The sequence below is a fragment of the Allocoleopsis franciscana PCC 7113 genome (assembly GCF_000317515.1).
Classification (GTDB): domain Bacteria; phylum Cyanobacteriota; class Cyanobacteriia; order Cyanobacteriales; family Coleofasciculaceae; genus Allocoleopsis; species Allocoleopsis franciscana.
Window position 1 is genome coordinate 6,154,402 of the sequence record NC_019738.1, and the last position, 18,181, is coordinate 6,172,582.

General features: G+C 43.2%; 17 protein-coding genes. 5 read left to right on the forward strand and 12 right to left on the reverse strand.

Annotation, left to right across the window (positions count from 1 at the left end; genetic code table 11):
- Window positions 1–10: 10 nt before the first annotated feature.
- The 12 genes from MIC7113_RS25240 to murJ all read right to left on the reverse strand — a co-directional run bounded on the left by MIC7113_RS25240 (window position 11) and on the right by murJ (window position 13,417).
- Window positions 11–1,072: an MraY family glycosyltransferase gene (locus MIC7113_RS25240; protein ID WP_015185033.1), complete on the reverse strand. Its 1,062-nt coding sequence runs from the start codon at window positions 1,070–1,072 to the stop codon at window positions 11–13.
- A gap of 25 nt (window positions 1,073–1,097) precedes the next feature.
- The gene (locus tag MIC7113_RS25245; RefSeq protein WP_015185034.1) at window positions 1,098–1,997 is read right to left on the reverse strand and encodes an NAD-dependent epimerase/dehydratase family protein; all 900 of its coding nucleotides are present in this window, start codon (window positions 1,995–1,997) and stop codon (window positions 1,098–1,100) included.
- Complete coding sequence (locus tag MIC7113_RS25250; protein ID WP_015185035.1) at window positions 1,985–3,148, reverse strand: glycosyltransferase family 4 protein; 1,164 nt, start codon at window positions 3,146–3,148, stop codon at window positions 1,985–1,987. The genes MIC7113_RS25245 and MIC7113_RS25250 overlap by 13 nt, the downstream gene beginning before the upstream one ends.
- Window positions 3,149–3,220: 72 nt before the next feature.
- Entirely contained in the window at window positions 3,221–4,081 is an 861-nt protein-coding gene (locus MIC7113_RS25255) for a class I SAM-dependent methyltransferase (protein WP_015185036.1), read from the reverse strand.
- Window positions 4,082–4,104: 23 nt separating this feature from the next.
- Window positions 4,105–6,060 carry an asparagine synthase (glutamine-hydrolyzing) gene (gene asnB, locus MIC7113_RS25260; protein WP_015185037.1) on the reverse strand — a complete coding sequence of 652 codons (1,956 nt, stop codon included), beginning with the start codon at window positions 6,058–6,060 and terminating at the stop codon, window positions 4,105–4,107.
- Window positions 6,061–6,891 carry a class I SAM-dependent methyltransferase gene (locus tag MIC7113_RS25265; RefSeq protein WP_015185038.1) on the reverse strand — a complete coding sequence of 277 codons (831 nt, stop codon included), beginning with the start codon at window positions 6,889–6,891 and terminating at the stop codon, window positions 6,061–6,063.
- Window positions 6,875–8,041 (reverse strand): glycosyltransferase family 4 protein, encoded by a 1,167-nt coding sequence (locus MIC7113_RS25270; RefSeq protein WP_015185039.1) that lies wholly within the window; start codon window positions 8,039–8,041, stop codon window positions 6,875–6,877. The genes MIC7113_RS25265 and MIC7113_RS25270 overlap by 17 nt, the downstream gene beginning before the upstream one ends.
- Window positions 8,038–9,345 carry a hypothetical protein gene (locus tag MIC7113_RS25275; RefSeq protein ID WP_015185040.1) on the reverse strand — a complete coding sequence of 436 codons (1,308 nt, stop codon included), beginning with the start codon at window positions 9,343–9,345 and terminating at the stop codon, window positions 8,038–8,040. The genes MIC7113_RS25270 and MIC7113_RS25275 overlap by 4 nt, the downstream gene beginning before the upstream one ends.
- Window positions 9,346–9,375: 30 nt before the next feature.
- Window positions 9,376–10,203 (reverse strand): class I SAM-dependent methyltransferase, encoded by an 828-nt coding sequence (locus tag MIC7113_RS25280; protein ID WP_015185041.1) that lies wholly within the window; start codon window positions 10,201–10,203, stop codon window positions 9,376–9,378.
- A 173-nt stretch (window positions 10,204–10,376) separates the two neighbouring features.
- Entirely contained in the window at window positions 10,377–11,183 is an 807-nt protein-coding gene (locus MIC7113_RS25285) for a class I SAM-dependent methyltransferase (protein ID WP_015185042.1), read from the reverse strand.
- Window positions 11,184–11,195: 12 nt separating this feature from the next.
- Entirely contained in the window at window positions 11,196–12,158 is a 963-nt protein-coding gene (locus MIC7113_RS25290) for a class I SAM-dependent methyltransferase (RefSeq protein WP_015185043.1), read from the reverse strand.
- 5 nt (window positions 12,159–12,163) lie between these two features.
- Window positions 12,164–13,417 (reverse strand): murein biosynthesis integral membrane protein MurJ, encoded by a 1,254-nt coding sequence (murJ, locus tag MIC7113_RS25295; protein WP_226883529.1) that lies wholly within the window; start codon window positions 13,415–13,417, stop codon window positions 12,164–12,166.
- Between murJ and MIC7113_RS38305 the strand changes: the two genes are divergently transcribed.
- The 5 genes from MIC7113_RS38305 (at window position 13,416) to MIC7113_RS25315 (ending at window position 18,154) form a co-directional block, all read left to right on the forward strand.
- Window positions 13,416–13,568 (forward strand): hypothetical protein, encoded by a 153-nt coding sequence (locus tag MIC7113_RS38305; RefSeq protein ID WP_226883531.1) that lies wholly within the window; start codon window positions 13,416–13,418, stop codon window positions 13,566–13,568. The two genes, murJ and MIC7113_RS38305, sit on opposite strands and share 2 nt — an antisense overlap.
- Before the next feature lie 135 nt (window positions 13,569–13,703).
- Window positions 13,704–14,549 carry a hypothetical protein gene (locus MIC7113_RS25300; RefSeq protein ID WP_015185045.1) on the forward strand — a complete coding sequence of 282 codons (846 nt, stop codon included), beginning with the start codon at window positions 13,704–13,706 and terminating at the stop codon, window positions 14,547–14,549.
- A 51-nt stretch (window positions 14,550–14,600) separates the two neighbouring features.
- Window positions 14,601–16,574, forward strand: coding sequence for a polysaccharide biosynthesis protein (locus tag MIC7113_RS25305; protein ID WP_015185046.1), 1,974 nt, complete (start codon window positions 14,601–14,603; stop codon window positions 16,572–16,574).
- Window positions 16,575–16,612: 38 nt separating this feature from the next.
- On the forward strand, window positions 16,613–17,419 hold the full coding sequence (locus MIC7113_RS25310) for an ABC transporter permease (RefSeq protein WP_015185047.1): 807 nt from the start codon (window positions 16,613–16,615) through the stop codon (window positions 17,417–17,419).
- A complete protein-coding gene (locus tag MIC7113_RS25315) occupies window positions 17,420–18,154 on the forward strand; it encodes an ABC transporter ATP-binding protein (RefSeq protein ID WP_015185048.1) in 735 nt (244 codons plus the stop codon).
- Window positions 18,155–18,181 lie beyond the last annotated feature (27 nt).

Here is an 18,181-nt window from a genome sequence, read left to right on the forward strand (position 1 = left end):
TCTCTTAAGCTTACTTTTCGGACAAGCTATAAGCGCTGGGCAATGGTTCTATTTTTGATGAACGAGTAGGAACACGATGTGAGCGCAAATATTTTTCGCCGATTGCAATTCCCACGACTACTCCAATCGCGCTTAACCCGCTACCGATCAGGCCAAAATTGATAATCGCTAAAATGACAATACCTGTAGCCACCATATAGGTACTTGCCACTTGAGCATGAGACCAACCCGCTTGTTGGAGGCGTTGGTAAAGATGGCTGCGATGGGCTTTGAAGATATTTTCGCCATGCCTCAGACGACGGATGAGGGTATACATGGCATCGCCAAGCAAGGGTAAAGTAACGGCTAGGGCTGACCAAGCTTGGATTGGGTTGTGGTTTGTATTGAGTAAAGCGATCGCGATACTAGCGCCTAAAACGGTGCTGCCAGCATCACCCATAAAGATTTTGGCAGGAGACCAATTCCACCACAGAAAGCCCAGCAAGGCGGCTGCCAAAAGCCAGAACAGGGGTTGATTGAGGTAATACCCCAAAAAAGCAAATTGTACGGCAGTGACACCTGCTACAAGACCATCTAGACCGTCCATGAAGTTGTAGAAGTTGATCAGGGCAGTCATGCCGATCAGGGTGAGCGCAACTGCTGTAATTTGACCCACTAAACCGAAGGGAGTGAGCCAAGGTAGGGGAAACGAGCCAAAATAAGCGATCGCTATTCCAGCCACTGTAAGCTGAACCAAATACCGAATACTAGCTGGAACACCACGCTGGTCGTCAATGATGCCAATAACGGCTAGGGGAATCAGGATAAGCCAAAGAAAGCCGAAATTTGGAGTCGTGAGTTGGCTAGGTAAAAGTTGGGGAAAATAGTGGGTTAGGACGGAAGCCATTGTTCCGGTAATGGCAAAGGCGATGATAAAGCCCAAGCCACCCCCACAAGGAGTCGGTTGTGTATGGGAACTGCGATGATTAGGGATATCGAGTAACTTTTGGCTGAAGCGTTGTTTGATAAAGCCAACACAAAGGATGCTAAGCACAAAGCTGGCAATCGCAAGCAAAAAAACGGCAAAATTCATGGTTCAGGTCACACTCACACTCACACTAAATAATTCCTTCGCTTCGCAGCAGTTCTACTTCTTGCTGGAGTCCAGTTTCAAGCGAACGGGGAAAAAAGTCTAGGTCGTGTTGAGCCGCCTCATGAGGATAAGCTTTGTCTTCTTGCAGGCGAAGAATTTGTTCCCGTCGCACGGGTGATTTAGCCCCAAGAATTTTCTCCGCAAGGGTCGCCGCCCAGACTCCCGCGTTTAGAGGAAAGTAGATAGGACGTACTGGTTTGCCCAGATGTTTCTCCACAATAGCTAGAAGCTCTCGGAATGTGACAATGCTACCACCAGAAAGGTCATATGTCCCGTGAATGGCTGGGCGCTGCCAAACCGCAAGAATTGCTTTGGCTAAGTCATCGGCATGAATGGGTTGTACAAGGCAATGACCTGAACCAAAAACAGGAAAAAAGCCGTAGCGATCGCAAAATTTAATCAGTTTGTGTAGGTTCTTGTCGCGGTGGGAACCATAAATCATGGTCGGACGCAGGAGACAGTGGGAACCTGGATACTGAGCTAGCTGCTCTTCAATGCCTTTGTAATCCTGAGAATATTGATTGTATTTGGAATAAACGCCCGTGGTACCGACTACTATTAATTGGGGATTCTGCCTAGCTGTTTTCAGGCTGTTGAGAATAACAGGAATATGGCGAATTGAGGCGATGTGAATAATCGTTTCGGGTGTGTACTGAGATAGAATTTCATCCCAGGTTTCGCTGGTTGAACTATCTCCAGTCAAGTAGCTGAGATTGAGGTTGAGATGTTGTAGAGGGGTGCGATCGCTAGTAGGACGCACGAGGCAATGAATCTCTGTACCAGGGCTAGTGTTAGCCAGATGGTTGAGGAGCAGAGTCCCTGTTAAACCTGTTCCACCTGTGAGTACTACGTTTATTTTGGCCATACATCCAAATCTTTATAAGCAGTTTGCAGACGCTCAAAGACAATACGCTCATCATATTCAGCTTCAACACGCTTGCGTCCAGCTTTACCATAAGCTTGTCGCAGATCCTGGTTCGATAGCAGCTTTGATAAAGCCTCTGCTAACTTTTCACTGTTTTGAGGGGGGATAATTAAGCCAGTTTCTTCATGGACAATTGCTTCTCGACAACCTCGAATATCTGTCGCGACAACAGGCAAACTCATCGACATCGCTTCCAAGATAGAGCGGGGTAGTCCTTCATGAGTAAAAGTGGGCAGTGTGAAGATGTCTAGTAAGCCCAAAAGTTCTGGCGTGTCTTCGCGGTAACCTGTGAGTGTGACATGGTTTTCAATTCCGAGTTTTTGAATTCGTTCAACTAGTTCTAGTTGAAATGGCTCAGGGTCTGTGTTCAGCTGACCCCCAATTACCAAAATATGAAGGTTGGGGAACTGAGTTAATAGTTTCGCAGCAGCTTCAATAAGGTATTCACTGCCTTTTTTACGAGTTAGGCGTCCAATTGTGCCAACAATCAAATTCGCTGTATTGGGGATACCCAAGGATGCACGTAGTTGAGCTTGTTCAGCAGTGTTGAGGCGATCACGGTTAAAGCGATCAATATCTACGCCGTTGCCAAGGTAACGTATTTTCTCAGGAGGACAGAGTCCAGATTTCTGAGCTTTAATAACATCTTCATAACTCTGACTCAGAATTAAGTCAGTCAACAGGGCGCTGAATTTCTCGACATTAAAGTAAAAGCGATATTGGCTTTTTGAGGACTGATCGTGAAAGGGAAAGCCATGTGCTGTGTATATAATACGCTTGACGCCAGCAAGTTTAGCCGCAATACGACCTAAAACAGCAGCAATTGGGGTATGAACGTGGACTAGATCATAGTGACGTTCTCGCATCAGTTGTGCTAACTGATAGACGCTTGATAGATTAGAAACGGGGTCAATTCGCCGCTCAGTCTGAATTGTGTGGATGATGTATCCCTGTTGTTGTAGTTGCTCAACTTCTAACCCAGGAGAACAAGCAACTTCAACCGAAAGACCTTTGGATAGGAAGTAATTAATTTGAGGCTTTAGGAGATTTTTAACCGTAAATCCAACTGCACAAACATGTAAAATTTTCATTGAATTCATTCAAATTTTATGATGTTTTTTTATTTTTGATAAGTTAAACAATAATTACTTTTTTGAAAATCATTACACAGGTTTTAATATTACACTAAAGTCTAAGACACAAAGTTCTTCTTCAGGAAGATTTTGAAAGATTTTATGCAATTTTTCTTTTGGCGTTGGCGGACTATTCCACCGATTGACGTGCATAACCTCTACACTAAAGCCCGCTTTTTGAAACAGAACAAGCATTTCTGAGTAACGAATCCTGTTTGTATAAAAACCAGATTGTGCCATAAAATCAGATTCCCAAGTTTTCTCAGAAAATCTAAGATTGTTGAGCGCTCCGCCTAAATGGTCTCTCAAGTCTATTTGGTGCGAACATACTCCACTGCTCCGAATTATCCGACGCAGTTCTCGCATAGTCTCAAGAAAATCTGCCCGTCTAATATGTTCGAGAACGGCACTAGACCATATAAAATCTACCGATTGTTCGGGAATCTCTCGCAGCGATAACAACCCCGAAGTTTTGTAATCTGCACCACAAGCAACAAGCATCTCTTCTATAGACTTGAACTTATCTGCCCTAATGGTTGGTAGCCCTTTGTCCGCCAGAAAACTTGACATATTTCGATATAGCTGCAAATCTCTATTGGCAAATGCTCCGACATCGACAAGATATGAGGCAGAGCAACCAAAAGCTCGACTGAGCATAGCTGAAACAAGAGAGTCACCCGGTCCGAGTTCTAAGCTTACAAATCCTTCTTTTAAGCCTTCAACTCGGTCAAAGTGTTGTTTGAATACCTCATAAGCATAACTAGGCCGATCCATATAGCCATGTTCAAATAATGCTAATTTCTTCCAAAACTGGTACTTAATTGGTAAACGAGATAGCAACAATTTAGCGGCGATTTTACTCCACCAAGGAAGGAATTGCTTGACGAGCATAATTTTGTTTGTGTTTTTAGTAGTTAAAAATCTTTACGTTCATCTAGCCATGCCTGGAACATGAGTACATCCCAGAGATAGTACTGCCAGTTGCGATCGCCTGCAAGATGTTCTGCCCACTTCTGGCGAATCGGTTGAGGATTGAAAAACCCTTCCTGCCGCAGACGCCGTTCGTCGATCAAGTCTTCTGCCCAGTCTCGCAGCTTGTCACGCAACCAAGCATCAATGGGAACACCAAAACCCATCTTGGGACGTTCGATTAAATTTGGCGGCACATACTTGTACAAAACTTGGCGCAGCAGCCATTTACCTTGACCATCACGAATTTTCATAGATAGGGGAATCTGCCAAGCCAATTCCACAACACGGTGATCTAACAGCGGAACACGGGCTTCTAAGCTAACCCCCATTGTGGCTCTATCCACTTTGACCAAAATATCATCAGGTAGATAGCTGACAGTATCGAGATACATCATGCGCTGAGTAAAATCTGGCAAGTTTGCCCAGCCTTGGGGATTCGTTAAAGCTGTGAGCGGTTCAGAACTACCCAGTACAACGGCTTCTGGTTCTTTCCAATGGGAAACCAAACCCTTGTACATTGCTTCTGGACTTTCAAGGGCTAAAACTTCTGCCAGTTTGTGCAGCTTATCACCGGGGTTTTGTTGTTTGAAGGAAGTTGGTAACAGTGGCTGAAGGCTAGTCAAGGTTTGGTTCCATGCTTGAGGCGATCGCATGGTCAAAGCACTAGCGGCAGCATTTCGCAAGGGGTAGGGTATCCAACCGATCTGCTGCCAAATGCGACGCCCCCAAAAGTAACGGTTATAACCGGCAAACAGTTCATCTCCTGCATCTCCGGAAAGACTAACCGTAACGTGCTGTCTGGCAAGTTGGGCAACTAGGAAAGTCGGAATTTGGGAGGAGTCAGCAAAGGGTTCGTCATAAAGGGTAGGCAATTTGGGAATGACCGCGATCGCTTCAGCCGGAGTGACGTAGAATTCTGTGTGGTCGGTTCCCAAGTGTTGGGCAACAGCTTTGGCATACTTGGCTTCGTTGTAACTGTCTTCGTAGAAGCCAATACTGAAGGTTTTGACTGGCTGATTACTTTGAGCCTGCATTAGCGCGACGACAGTCGAGGAATCGATGCCACCGGATAAAAAGGCTCCCAGTGGCACATCGGCTACCATGCGTAAATTGACAGCCTCTCGTAAGAGGGCGTCAAGTTGAGCGATCGCATCTGTTTCTGAACCAGTAAAGGGTTGAGCAATACCTGCTTCAGCAATGGATTGTGCAGACCAATAGGGTATAGGTTGGGTTGTGTTTCCCCCAGGTTGTACTGTCAAGATACAGGCTGGTGGTAGCTTATAAACGTCTTGGTAAATCGAGTAAGGTGCTGGGATGTAGTTATTACGCAGGTAGAGAGCTAAAGCGTTGCGATTGATTTCGGGGTTGAAGTTGGGATAAGCTCTCAGAGCTTTCAGTTCTGAGGCAAAGAGAAAGGTTTGACCGAACCAACTATAGTAGAGAGGTTTTTCTCCCAAGCGATCGCGCCCTAAATGCAAAACTCGCTCTTGCCTATCCCATAAGGCAAAGGCAAACATTCCATTGAAGCTTCTAACTGCTGCATCTAACCCCCACTGGCTAAATGCTGCCAGCATCACTTCTGTATCGGAATGACCCCGAAATCGATGTCCGAGTTGTTCCAACTGGCGGCGGAGTTCTACGAAGTTATAAATCTCGCCATTAAAGACAATGACATAGCGACCCTCAGCAGACACCATCGGTTGATGTCCTTCTGGAGAGAGGTCTACAATGGCAAGTCGCCGATGACCTAAAGCAATTCCCGCTTCTGCATCCACCCAGGTGCCACCATCATCTGGACCCCGATGGAGTAGTGTATCTGACATCCGTTGCACCATTGGTACAAGTTGGTCAGTATTGAGCTGTTGAGAGTTGTCCCAGAAGCCGACTATGCCACACATTTATTTTCTGTAACCTACTGCACACCAATAGGGAGCGCGATCACTAAAGACAAGATTTTCTAATCCAGCCCGCTCCATCATCTGAGATATTTCAGTTTTTGTGAAGCGTTTCTCTAACTTTGTCCCAAACCGATCTAAAGCATCCGTTCGCATTACATAAAAACTACGATGCCTATAAAACGAAAGAGGAATAGCATCAACATCAAATCCCAACTTCTCCAAAATTAATGCCGTTCTGGCAAGTGGCAGATAAACGATCAGAGCGATGATTTGACTGAGAAAGTAACGGATAGCATAAGGCAATCTAGAAATAAAAAAGCGACCCATTTCACTAGCTTGCCAAATTTGCCTAAACCACCAAGATCTATTGTCAAATCTATAGTACAAGTAGAGAAGAAATGGAGCGCCTTTTTTTAACTTAGATACACAGCATTTAATTCCTGTTTCGGTATTGGGAATATGGTGTAATACTCCCAAAGCATATCCAAAATCAGCAGATTCATCTTTTAGGGGAATTGAGTCAACGCTTGCTAAGTGAAACTGACAGTTTTGGTAGCTAGATAAATTTTTTTTAGCAACCTCTAAGGCAGCAGTACTAGGATCTATACAGTCTAATCGACCTACTCTTGGTGCAACTAACTTCGCCCAACGACCACTACCGCAGCCCAGATCGAAACCAACAGCATTATTAGGTAGTTTCGACCAAGGGAAAATCCTAAAATAGGAGTTAAACATTTCTATCTGGTCTGATTCGGATAGCTGAGATTGATCGAATCTAGTCCATTCATCGCCAAATGCTTCAACAACTTCTAGGTCAATATTGTTCTCCATAAATCACCTCCTGATAAAGCTGTTCATAGTTTTGAACAATCTGGTCTAATGAAAATAACTCTTCAATTCGCTGCCTTGCTCTGACACCTAGATCGCGCCGCGCTTCAACTCCCATATCAATGAATTTTAGCCAACCAGCACATAAAGCTTCTGAGTTTTGTGGCGGTACAACTTGTCCTGTATTTCCTACAATCCAAGCAGAATCTCCTACATCTGTAACAACACATGGTACTTCACACGACATCGCCTCTCCAATCACATTGGGGAAGCCTTCGCCATAAAAAGAAGAATTAGTAGCAATGTCCAAAGCAGCAGTTAGGAAGGGAATGTCTGTTCGTTCCCCCAGTAAGTGAACTTGCTTTGAAAGGTTTAGTTCCAAGATTAGGTTCTGCAAAATTTGATTATTTTTATCAACAGCTTTTCCAGCCATTACAAAATTTACGTAAGGTTCTTTTTGTATTATTTTTTTTGCAGCCTTGAGAAAACTAGAGTGGTCTTTCATTGGATTAAAACGTCCAATGAGACCGATTAAAAATGTATCTTTAGCAACACCTAACTCTAGTCTAATTTTGCTTCTGGCTTCTACCGATGGAGCAAATAAGCATGTATCAAATCCATTAGGAATAATGTAAGCTTTGTCTGAACTATAACCAATTCTTTTATGTTCTTCTGCTCCTGTTTTAGAGTTATAAATAATTTTTATTGGTAAGTGGGATAAGTACGAAAGGAGTTTAATAATCAAAAGAGTTCCAGCTCTCTCATCAATTTTTGATAGAGTAGAGTGACGAACATTCCAGAGAACAGGTACCTTTTTTCCTATAAAAGTGCTAGCTAATTGTGAAGCCAGATTACCGTGAGTCATCCAACCCTGAATTATATCGGGCTGGAGTTTACGAACAAGGCTAATCAACTGCAAAATGGATGCTGGTGTAGGCTTTCCCGATTTCATACCAATAGTGTGGATAGGGATGCCTAGACTTCTGATGCGATCGCCAACTGTCCCCCGATCCATCAGAGAAATCACTACAGAATCAAATTGCTCCCGGTTGATACGAGACAGCAGCTTGTAGAGCATCATTTCTGCTCCACCTGTATTTAGTCCAGTGATAATAAACGCTATTCGCTTCGGGGCTTTATCAACTGCTTTCATTTGTGACTTATAGAGGACTGATAACTAGGGACAATTGACCGACGCCTTCCAAGATAAAGTAACAGACCAAGCAGAATTGGTAATATTTGCAATTTGAAGCGTACTGCTGCCCCTAAATTTTGGAAAGAGATGAAGCTATAAACAGTTGCCCAAGTCAGTACCAGTAGAGTAGCCCAAAGGACAATAGGGTTTTTGAAATCTTTCCTACGAGTCCTTAAAGCTGCAAGACACAACAGGAATAACAGCAGCAGGTTTTCTAAGCCAGCCAACAAACCGAATGGATTCAAAACTTCTCCCGGTAGAGGACGAAATAAAGCTGTAAACGCTCCAAAAGGAATAAAGGTAATCAGTTGATCGATCTGGGTAAAATCTGTGCTAATTACTTGGGCAGAACCTCCATAGTTCCAGAGACGAGATAAGGTATTCAGAGAAACCAACAAGTCTTGAAGAGAGGCGATTTCAAAAACATTTTGAATTCGATTGATCGCAAAGCCGATGCCAATCCCTACTACAATTGTCAGGATTATTTTAGTGAAGGTGCTTTGTCTACATAGCATTAAAATCACTGTAACTGGTATCAGCAGAATTGGGCTTATCCAAAAGCGAATGTATGTAGCGATCGCGACCCCAACTGCTAACACCCACAAGTAGCACGATTGCTTGCGTCGATACCACCCAATCATTCCATAAGTGTAAAGTCCTATTCCTAGAAGAGCCATCGGTTCTTTTCCGATAATTGATGTCCAGAATAAGATAGAGGGAAAAAGAGCCAGTACATACAGAATCGATATTTCTTCTCTTTTTAGAAAAATTACTACAGCTCGGTAGAAAATATAGATTGCCACTAAACCTGTCATGGCAAAACTGACCTTAAGAGCATGGTAGGACTGTGGCAGAAGCTGATTGTGCAGCCACACTAGTCTCAGAATATTTCCTGTTCCGTCTGTAATCTTAAATCCAGTCCAGATAAAGTCAGGTTGCCTCGGAGTATCAAAATAATAATAACTATCTAAGGTAGAATAGTAAGCCTCAAACACCAACATGAAGCCTAAAGTGACTAGCGACTTAACTAGCCAAAGACTTAAGAGCGCAGGTTTATCTTTATTAGGAATAGGCCAAACGAGAATACTTGCCCCTAAAGTGATAGACCACAACAGCCCAATTGTATAATCCAAGAGTAAGTTTTGCTGCGGAATGTTTTGTCCTAGTCTAACTATGGAATTCGTAACCAGTAGAGCTAGCATTCCTATTCCAGCAATGCCAACAGCAATTTGGAAAATTAACCATGCTTTTTTCTTAAACACTGTCAGTTCCTACTCTGTTGCAATGTCCTGTCATAGAGCGTTTTCTTTAAGGAATACAAATTCATTACAGCCTTGCTTACCTGCACAAGTCTTCAAATTCAATAAGTGAAATCCTTGCCGACGATAAAATATACAAATTTCTTCCGGTTTAGCTACTTCAAATGGATAGCCACCCAACCAATCAAGCATGTCGAACCAAATAGACATCCCTCGCTCATTTTTCAGCCTTCCTGTAATCGCTCTGACCAGAAACCGAAGCAAGAATAGATAAGGCAAATGAACAAAAATAGTTATTAATTGCAAACCTATATTTTTATTATAAAATTCTTTAACTTTTTTCCAGTAATTACTGATCCATCCTTGTTGATTGTAAATTGCGACAAAAAGCAATCCTCTACGAGAAACTGGTAAACTCGCATTCTCTAGAGCCTGCCACATAGCACCTGTGTGATGCAAAACTCCCCAGGAGTAAACAATATCAAACTCTCCTAGAGATTTTATATAATCAGTATCTAAAACCGAACCTTGTTCAATAATCCAATGAGAATCGTTAGGAAAATATTGGGATTTTAATTCTTGAGTGCAAGCGACTGAATCAGGATCGTAATCAAAAGAATGCACTTTTGCCCCGAGTCGACGAGCAGCCAGAGAAAATAAACCACTGCCGGAACCAATGTCCAGGAATCTTTTGCCTTGTAAATGCTCTATTTCTAGCATTTGTTGAAGTGATTTCTCTGCTTCTGCAATGCGTTCATCGTTGAGAATTTTTAAAAAGCGCTGCCAGTTTTTTCCAAATTGGAAGCGCTCACCGCGTTTTACTTCTAATTCAGCTTGATCGACGGTTTTCAAAACTTCCATAATATTACTACATGGTTTCAATTGATAGCCAGTTTAAATGCATTGTAAAACTATCCACTCTCTCTATTATCTTTGTTCTCTGTTCTCTGTGTCTCTGTGGTTTATTATTTTTACGAATAATTTAGACTAACTCTAGTAGGCATCGATAATTGCCCTAATGGTTCGACATCATCTTAAGATTCCAATTTTAAAGCTACACAACATATATACGGGGAGGTTATCTTATTGGGGCTTAGCCTCCCTATTTTAATTTCAAAATACCAAATAATGACTGAAAAACTAATTAAAAACAAAAGTATAACTTTTTTGATAAACCATTCTATTGATTTTGTCGGAATTCCATTTAAGTTACACACACCAAAATGAGTACTCATAAAATAGCTGCAATCCCTAACTTGAAAGCTAGAAAGCTTGTGAGATTCCGCCAAATCCTGTGAATCTAACAAGACATGTATATCAAAAACAGGTCGGTTAATTAGTTTCTGAATCCAACCGATTAATCCAACCATATTAGGAATAATAGTAATCATTATTCCATTGGGTTTGAGAAATTTTGAAAATGCTTGGACGCAAGCTGTTGTATCCTCAAAGTGTTCTGCAACTCCAAAAGATATGACTACATCAAATTCTTCTAAAATGGCTTCTGGAGGTGAAAAAAAATCAACACAAATTATCTCACCTTCAACGCCGGCTTCTGATAATATTTGCTTTTCCTGCTGACAACCGATTTCTGAATAATCAAGTCCAAAGATTTTGAACCCGAACTCTTTGGCAAAGTAAGGAAGCCACACTGAGTTGGCACAGCCAATCTCTAGTAGCTTCATCTTCCCAGTTTCCATCCCAGAAAATACATCACAAAAATATTGATGCCAGTAGCGTTTAGGGTAATTTTTTAATCCTGGTTGGTATGGGACAACAAAATTAGGTATTTTGTTGGTTGCCCAAGAATCATCCCAGTATTTTTTGCTTACTTTCTCCATGATTAAACATGATTAATGTTTGGTGGCAATATAAGTAACGATGCCATAGCTCTTTGAAAGCATCTGATATTTCTCAAAAAGAGGCATAAGCATTATATCTACTAAAGTAAATGGATTTTGGGAAACAGCATACTGAAGATTTGACCATAAGTTTTTATTGAGTTTGTTTTTATTGAAATACTCTATTCTAGTCAAGGGAATATCTTCCCATTTTAAGTTATGTTTTTTCAAGTAACGATAGACATAATAACGTAACCAGTTGACAGGTCGCATTGAGTATATTTGGTCACTGTAGTCGCTTCTAAGAAGTTCAAGTCCAGACTTTTCTAAATATTCCTTAACCGTTTTTTCTGTAAAAAAGTATAAGTGCCTTGGCAAATCTTCCCGAAAAAGGTTTTTAGAGGAGATGCTTTCAAAGTTAGTTACTAAAAAAACAAAAAAGCCACCCGGCTTTAAAACTTCAGCGGCTTTTCTAAAGTAAGACATTGGGTTGTGAACATGTTCCAAAACTGCCCAAGCTGTTATTGCATCGTAGTAGGCTTCGTGTATGGGTATATCCGTAAATTCTTGATTGTATATTTTGAAGTCAGAAATAGGTTTAGAATTAGGAGATACTTCTACCCCCTCAACTTCCCATCCAATAGTTTGCATATATCTCGGAAAATCACCATTTGCACATCCAACATCCAATAAAATATTTTTATCCTTACCCATTGGAATACCTGTCAAAAATTTTGCCTGATTCCTGTAACGACGCTGATGAAAAACTCGTTCTTTTTCAAAACTTTCATAAAAAGATGGAGGATAATACCGAAATATCTCTGAATAAGTTGGACGCGGATTTACAAAACCTAGACCACAGCTTTTACATTCAACTACAGTAAACCACTCATCATTAAAGTAGAGCCTATCTGGCATTGAATATACAACTCGATACTCCTCTGAACCACAGAGATTACAATTGATAGTTTCCATTTTTTTTACTCCAGTTTAGGCATCTGCTTTTTGAGCCTGAACCAACAATAAACAAAAGATAATAAATATACAATTGCTGTTGATAAAGCTATGCCTGAAACACCAATATAGTGTAAAAATAAATAATTTAAAATAACATTTGAAAGTAGGTTATAGAAAGCTGCCTCCATTAAAATCTGATTCGCCTGAATTGACGAAATCAATCGAACCACTAATATGCCTGCAATATAAAAAGGAAGCTGCAAAGCATAAAAACCCTGTATAACAGCAACACTATGAGTGTCTTGAGTGGTAAATAATCCTCGCTGAAACAACACTTGCACTAAAGGCTTAGAGAAGATTATCAAAATAATTGTCAAAGGTACAGTAATTGCAAAAATCAGCCCCAAGTATCGGCTGAGCGTATGCCGCACACCCACCCAATCTGCTTGAGCAATCATCTGAGAAAAGTAGGGAACTACCGCTATACCCAGGGCTGTCGCCCCTAGATATAGGGGAAAGGCAACTACCTTGCTGCCGTAATTCAGTGCAGCCACACTACCCGGAGACAACATAGCAGCCATCGACTGATCTACGAGAGTTGTACTACCCATAAGAAATGCACCTACAACCATTGGTAGGTACTGACTTGCTACTTGACGCATGTGAGGATCGAAGCCATACCATTTCAGGTGCAGTCCAATCCCTCGCTTCTTAAGTGCAGCAGCTACAAGTAGAACCTCCAAGGCTGTCCCAACGATTAGGCCCGCGGCTAAAGGGAAGATTCCCCAAGCCTTGTCACCCAACAGAAGAAATACTACAGCAAGAACGGGAGTGATGACTGGAGAAAAAGCGGCAAAAACGAACTGCTCATCGGCATTCAAAAGTGCCCTCCCGATAACTGCAACTCCCTTTAAGATTACAATAGGGGTAAGTATATAGAGGAGATGCTCAGTCAATGCTAATTTCGCAGGACTAAATCCTCTAGCAATGACTGGCAGATAAAGCGGTACCGTAATAACCATGAATAAAGCGGTAAATCCTAATATGCCCAGACTCCAAATCATTGTACTGGAGACAAGTCTTTGCGCCGCTTTTAACCCCTCCTGTTCCCGCAGTTTAATATAGGTGGGAACGAGTGCCAAGTGAAACGACTCTGCCACTACATAGACGAGAAACGTAGGCAGCATAAAGGCTACTAAAAATGCATCAGGATCATCCCCAGTCCCAAATTTCCAGGCAACTACCAATTCTTGTAGGACATAGGCAACTTTAACCATGCCTGTGAACAAAGCCACTGTAACAGCCGCGCCAAAAATTTTGCGGTTGACAGAACCAGTAGTCAAATGGTTCCAAGCACTAAGTAGCGCCGCTACTCCCCACCTTTTATGCATGGTGTTGGGCAACTACCAGCATAAAGATTACAGTTAATACTTCTGTAGCCATAACGAAATTCTTTCTCTACTAGGTGTTTCTGTGGAAGCCTCACGGAGTATAGTAGTCTCTGTCATGGAAGTGGTTCTTGGCTAAACTACAGCTTAGCTGGAATGTCAAGTGAGGAGAGCAATGGATTCATTACACACCAAGGAGTACCAGGAAACACAAGATGATGAAATATCTCTTGCGGAGGTCAAACAGTTTTTCAGGAATAACTGGAAATTTATCGGTCTGACTACTGTAGTTCTATCAGCGATCGCCATCCCTCTCTCCCTCCTGAAACCCCAACAATACCAGAAACAGCTAACTCTTGCCGTCGAACCTGTTCCACTTACTATAGCGGGTCAATCTCTCTTACAACTAGATGCCACTCAAGCTAGTAATCTAGCTGTCAAGTTCTTGAAAAATCAAAAACTGGACTCAATTAGCGCTCAGCCGCAGTATGACCCGATCGCTCAGGAAATTCAACTCTCCCTGCAATCTGCCAATGCCAGTTCTCTCAAGGAAATTAGCCCCAAAATCATTAGCCAGGTAGAGACTGGGTTTCAAACAAAACTCGATCAGGCCATAGAAAGCCGCTTGACCAATATTGAGCAAGAGCAAAATAAACGCCGACAGGTTCAGACTCAACTGGAGCAACAAATTACGCAATTTTCCCCTAACAATACAGCTAGGCTCAACGCCCTGGAAGAACAGCGAGCACAGGTAATTACTAACCTTGCCCTTACAGAGTATGACAGAAAGTATCTGGAGCAAGCTCATAAAGAACTCTCTAAGTTCACCGCCAAATTGATTTCCGTACAGATTGTAAAAGAATCAGAGGTGCAGCCAACTCGGTCCCTGAAACAGGTAGCAGTGATTGCTGTCATCGGCAGTTTCCTACTGGCAGTTTTCGCCGCAAGCACCCGCCACCAAATCTTGCGGCTGAAAAAAGAACTATCCCAGCAGAAACCTCAGAGTAGCCCAGATGTCTAAGCAACGGTATCCTTAAAAGTTGCTGCCAAATGTCTGTAGGGAATTAGTTTCATGCCCAAGCGAGTGTTTTTTCCCTCCATATACCGACTGGGACAGATCGGCCTAGATTCATGTATTGCTTGGTTGGCTTGCAGCCTTGCCTTTTCGCTACGTTTTGACGGAGATATTCCAGCTAGTTACCAAACCCTGGCATGGATGCTGCCTTTGCTAGCTATCCCCGGACGCCTGCTTGTGCAGAGTGCGTTTGGCCTTTATAAACAAATCTGGCGTTTGTTTGGTCTCAAGGATGCCATCACCCTGTTCCAAGCAATCACGCTCTATTCTTTACTGCTTCTAGTCACCAACCGCCTTGTTATTCCTCGCTTGCAGCCTGTGAACGGAATTCCCATAGGGGTTGCAGCCATTGACTGGAGTTTTTGTCTGATGGGAATGATTGGCCTGCGATATGCTCGTCGATGGTCGCTTTCTCAACAACAATTGGGTCGCTACTCCCGCCATATTCGTCGGCAAGGTCTTCCCCCAACAGAGCGACAACGGGTGCTGCTGGTAGGAGCAGGCAGAGCAGGCTGCCAGATTGTTCAAGAAGTTCAGCAAAATCCCCAAATTAATCTGGAAATTGTCGGATTTGTGGATGATGATCCAACCAAAGTGGGGCGGAAAGTAGAGGGAGTGCCAGTTCTCGGTAAGACCTCCCAAATGAGCGCGATCGCACAAAGCCTAAACGCTGACGAAGTGCTGATTTCCATGCCCTCAGCTAATGCTGCACAAATTCGCAAAATTGTCAATCAAGCGCGTGGCTCCTCACTCAAACTTAAAGTTCTACCCGGACATGGTGAGATTATACGCGATCGCACTCTTACTCCCCAAGCGAGAGACATCCAGATTCAAGACATCCTGGGACGCCCCGAAATTAAATTGGACTTCGACGCTGAATTTAGTTCGCAATTTCCAAGTGCGCGATCGCAAATCTACCAACAAACCGTCCTCGTCACAGGAGCCGGAGGTAGTATCGGTTCAGAAATCTGTCGTCAGCTAGCGCGTCTAGAACCCAAACACCTGCTGCTAGTAGGACGTGGCGAAAACAGCATCTTCAACATCGAGCAAGAATTAAGGCGAAATTTCCCCAATCTCCCCTTGACTGCCCTGATTGCGGATATCCGCCATCAAACCCGTATCGAGCAAATCTTCAAAACCTGGAAACCTGAAATCGTCTTTCACGCTGCGGCTCACAAACATGTACCGTTAATGCAGCATAACCCCACAGAAGCTCTAGAAAATAACGCCCTCGCATCGTTCCACTTAGCCCAGCTAGCTAGTACTCACAACGTCAATACCTTCGTCCTCATTTCCACGGACAAAGCTGTTGAGCCTAACAACTTCATGGGGCTGAGCAAGCGTTTGGCAGAACTTTTAGTGAAAGCCTGTTCAGGTCAAGGCCATACTCGCTTCCTTGTCGTGCGGTTCGGCAATGTCCTGGGCAGTCGCGGCAGCGTCGTCCCTATTTTTCAGGAGCAAATTGCCAGAGGCGGTCCTGTCACTGTCACACATCAAGCCATGACCCGCTATTTTATGACCACCCCGGAAGCCTCTCAGCTCGTGCTCCAAAGTCTGGCTGTAGGCCAATCGGGTCAGACGTTAATCTTGGATATGGGTCAGCCAGTGAACATCTATAACCTGGCGGAACAAATGATCCACCTCGCTGGTCTTAGTGAGGAACTCGATATTCCCATTCAAATTACAGGTCTTCGTCCTGGAGAGAAATTGCATGAGTCTCTGGTAAGCTCTACTGAAAGCGTTGTTTCCACAGGTCACCCCAAAATCATGGCAGTCTCCAGCCAACCTCCCTCAGGAGAGGTTTTATCAGACGTACTCACCACTCTCTCTCGCTCCGAAATCAGCCATTTACCCGTAGATGCTCTGTGGGACTTAGCTCAACATTGCAGGCAGGCTTTAGAATTGTCTCAATTTAATGGCGGCGTGGAAAATGTGGAGCCAGAAAAAAAGAGCGATCGCTACTTCACCTAAATCCTCGTTACTAACCCTTGGTTCTTTGAAGCTTAACTATGACCCTTTCCCTGAAAACCAGTTTGATCAGGCCAGAAGCGCAGCGCTATTGGGAATTGCTGCAAGTCTTAGTGGCGCGGAATCTCAACGCTCGTTACCGAGGTTCATTTTTGGGCGTATATTGGTCATTGTTCAATCCCTTAATTATGACGGGGCTTTATACCGCCATTTTTGGGATGGCATTTTCCTCTTACTATCATAACTCCCTACTTAACTATGTCTTGTCCGCATTCACAGGGCTGGTGGTGATCAACTTTTTCTCGGCCTCGACGGCTCAAGCCCTGTCAAGCGTGGTCAACAATGGCGGGTTATTAAACAAAATTCGCCTGCCCATGAGTATTTTTCCTGTATCTATGGTAATGGCGAATGTGTTTCAGTTTGCTATTGGGGTTTTGCCACTCCTAGCAATCGTAACGTTAGTGACTTCTAGAAACCTCGTGAATGTGCTAGTCCTACCGTTGCCGTTGTTGGCTTTAACATTAGTCTGTACAGGGATTGGCCTGTTAGTGAGTGGACTATTTGTCTTTTTTAGAGATCTACCTTATTTTTATGAGTTGATTACCTTTGTGATTTGGGTGAGTAGTCCGGTATTTTATCCAGCAGCCATCGTGCCAGCAACTGTAAAACCGTTTTTAGTTTTGAATCCACTGTGGCTGGTGATCGAAAGTCTGCGGCAAATTTCACTATCCGGGACGCTACCCGACCTTAACTTGTTGGGAGGCGCGTTGCTCAGTGGTGTCCTGTTTTCAATGCTGGGATGGGTATGTTTTAGTAAATGGCGATCGCAGTTTATGGATTTGCTCTAGATGGAATTGATTCGGCTGGATCGGGTTTCGCTGTTGCGGCGAACCCAAGAGGAATACTCCTATGACCTAAAAAAGACGATCTTGTCGTTTTTGGAGGGAAAGTACCGCAAGCCAGCGAAAAAAGTGGTATTGGATCGGATCGACTTGGTGGTGGAAGCTGGGGAAAAGGTAGGGATTATTGGAGCAAATGGTTCAGGCAAATCGACGTTGCTGAAGGTAATTTGTGGAATTTTGCAGCCAACTAGTGGCACGGTACGGGTGCGAGGACAGATTGCACCGTTGATCGAACTCGGAGCGGGGTTCGATCCGGAAATGTCAGTGATGAATAATATTATCTTTTATGGGGTGTTACTAGGGTTTTCCAAAGCAGAAATGTTACAGAGAACACCAGCCATTTTGGAGTTCGCTGAGTTACAGGACTATGCTTTGATGCCAGTTAAGGCGTTGTCTTCAGGGATGGTAGCACGATTGGGATTTGCGATCGCGACAGAGGTACACCCCGATATTTTGATTCTCGATGAGGTGTTATCGGTAGGGGATGAGAGTTTTAAGAATAAGTGCAAACGGCGGATTGATAAATTCTGGGAGGCGAATGCCACGGTTTTGGTGGTTTCTCACGATTTGGGATTCATCCAGCAGTCTTGCGATCGAGCTATTTGGTTAAAGAAAGGTGAAATTCAATTTTCAGGTAGTGCTGAGGATGCTGTAAAGACTTATCTTAGTTCTCTCGTATAAATTTTTACACAATGATGTTAATTCTTA

What these genes read in the sequence shown, in the direction of transcription:
- MIC7113_RS25240 (WP_015185033.1), bottom strand. Translation starts at nt 1,072, where the DNA reads ATGAATTTTGCCGTTTTTTTGCTTGCGATTGCCAGCTTTGTGCTTAGC.
- MIC7113_RS25245 (WP_015185034.1), bottom strand. Translation starts at nt 1,997, where the DNA reads ATGGCCAAAATAAACGTAGTACTCACAGGTGGAACAGGTTTAACAGGG.
- MIC7113_RS25250 (WP_015185035.1), bottom strand. Translation starts at nt 3,148, where the DNA reads ATGAAAATTTTACATGTTTGTGCAGTTGGATTTACGGTTAAAAATCTC.
- MIC7113_RS25255 (WP_015185036.1), bottom strand. Translation starts at nt 4,081, where the DNA reads ATGCTCGTCAAGCAATTCCTTCCTTGGTGGAGTAAAATCGCCGCTAAA.
- asnB (WP_015185037.1), bottom strand. Translation starts at nt 6,060, where the DNA reads ATGTGTGGCATAGTCGGCTTCTGGGACAACTCTCAACAGCTCAATACT.
- MIC7113_RS25265 (WP_015185038.1), bottom strand. Translation starts at nt 6,891, where the DNA reads ATGGAGAACAATATTGACCTAGAAGTTGTTGAAGCATTTGGCGATGAA.
- MIC7113_RS25270 (WP_015185039.1), bottom strand. Translation starts at nt 8,041, where the DNA reads ATGAAAGCAGTTGATAAAGCCCCGAAGCGAATAGCGTTTATTATCACT.
- MIC7113_RS25280 (WP_015185041.1), bottom strand. Translation starts at nt 10,203, where the DNA reads ATGGAAGTTTTGAAAACCGTCGATCAAGCTGAATTAGAAGTAAAACGC.
- MIC7113_RS25285 (WP_015185042.1), bottom strand. Translation starts at nt 11,183, where the DNA reads ATGGAGAAAGTAAGCAAAAAATACTGGGATGATTCTTGGGCAACCAAC.
- MIC7113_RS25290 (WP_015185043.1), bottom strand. Translation starts at nt 12,158, where the DNA reads ATGGAAACTATCAATTGTAATCTCTGTGGTTCAGAGGAGTATCGAGTT.
- MIC7113_RS38305 (WP_226883531.1), top strand. Translation starts at nt 13,416, where the DNA reads ATGCCTGTGAACAAAGCCACTGTAACAGCCGCGCCAAAAATTTTGCGG.
- murJ (WP_226883529.1), bottom strand. Translation starts at nt 13,417, where the DNA reads ATGGTTAAAGTTGCCTATGTCCTACAAGAATTGGTAGTTGCCTGGAAA.
- MIC7113_RS25300 (WP_015185045.1), top strand. Translation starts at nt 13,704, where the DNA reads ATGGATTCATTACACACCAAGGAGTACCAGGAAACACAAGATGATGAA.
- MIC7113_RS25305 (WP_015185046.1), top strand. Translation starts at nt 14,601, where the DNA reads ATGCCCAAGCGAGTGTTTTTTCCCTCCATATACCGACTGGGACAGATC.
- MIC7113_RS25310 (WP_015185047.1), top strand. Translation starts at nt 16,613, where the DNA reads ATGACCCTTTCCCTGAAAACCAGTTTGATCAGGCCAGAAGCGCAGCGC.
- MIC7113_RS25315 (WP_015185048.1), top strand. Translation starts at nt 17,420, where the DNA reads ATGGAATTGATTCGGCTGGATCGGGTTTCGCTGTTGCGGCGAACCCAA.